Origin of the sequence: Acinetobacter pollinis (genome assembly GCF_015627175.1) — a bacterium.
Taxonomy (GTDB): Bacteria; Pseudomonadota; Gammaproteobacteria; order Pseudomonadales; family Moraxellaceae; genus Acinetobacter; species Acinetobacter pollinis.
This window is the reverse complement of record NZ_VTDQ01000090.1, coordinates 1-1,203: the sequence shown is the minus strand read 5'-3', so window position 1 is coordinate 1,203 and position 1,203 is coordinate 1. Positions and strand designations below refer to the sequence as shown.

At 38.6% G+C, this 1,203-nt stretch carries 1 pseudogene; it reads right to left on the bottom strand.

The features are described 5' to 3' along the window. Positions 1–1,203 (bottom strand): annotated as a pseudogene (locus I2F23_RS13825) (YadA-like family protein); the annotation flags it as partial.

Sequence of the window (1,203 nt, the reverse complement as noted above, 5' to 3'; positions counted from 1 at the left end):
CACTTGGACCGTTTAAGATGGTCAAACCATCATTATTAATCGTCGTGTTGCCAGTAGTTACACTAGTAAAGGTTGCATCTTTAGCAAGACCAACAATTAGGTTGCCATCACTGTCAGTTGTGGTTTTAATGTTCGAACTATCGTATTCACTATCATCCTTAGTTCCTGTTCCTTTAATGGTCAAGGTTTCACCTAAGTTCTTATGAATTGTACTACCAGAGTTCGCTGCAAAGTTGAGACCAGTACTGGTTAAACCACTTGTTGCATCGTCTAACTGATTTTTGTTAACAGCATCTGTTCCATTAACAGCATCTGCCACATTAGTAATGGTTTTACTACCTGCATCAACTCCTGAGGATGTAATGCTTGGACCATTTACGATGGTTAAGCCATTGCTATTTAGTGTTGTGTTTCCTGTAGTTACACTAGTAAAGGTTGCATCTTTAGCAAGACCAACAATTAAATTACCATCACTGTCAGTTGTGGTTTTAATGTTCGAGCTGTCGTATTCACTATCATCCTTAGTTCCTGTTCCTTTAATGGTTAAGGTTTCACCTAAGTTCTTATGAATTGTACTACCAGAGTTCGCTGCAAAGTTGAGACCAGTACTAGTTAAGCTACTTGTTGCATCGTCTAACTGATTTTTGTTAACAGCATCTGTTCCATTAACAGCATCTGCGACATTGGTAATAGTTTTACTGCCAGCGTCAATTCCTGAAGACGTAACGCTTGGACCATTTAAGATAGTTAAACCATCATTATTAATCGTCGTGTTGCCAGTAGTTACACTAGTAAAGGTTGCATCTTTAGCAAGACCAACAATCAAATTACCATCACTGTCAGTTGTAGTTTTAATGTTCGAGCTGTCGTATTCACTATCATCCTTAGTTCCTGTTCCTTTAATAGTCAAGGTTTCACCTAAGTTTTTATGAATTGTACTACCAGAGTTCGCTGCAAAGTTTAACCCTGCATTAGTTAAGTTGGTAGTTGCTGTATCTAACTGTCCTTTATTTACAGCATCCGTAGAGTTTACGCCATCTGCGACATTGGTAATGGTTTTACTACCTGCATCAATCCCTGAAGATGTAACACTTGGACCGTTTAAGATGGTCAAACCATCATTATTAATCGTCGTGTTGCCAGTAGTTACACTAGTAAAGGTTGCATCTTTAGCAAGACCAACAATTAGGTTGCCATCACTGT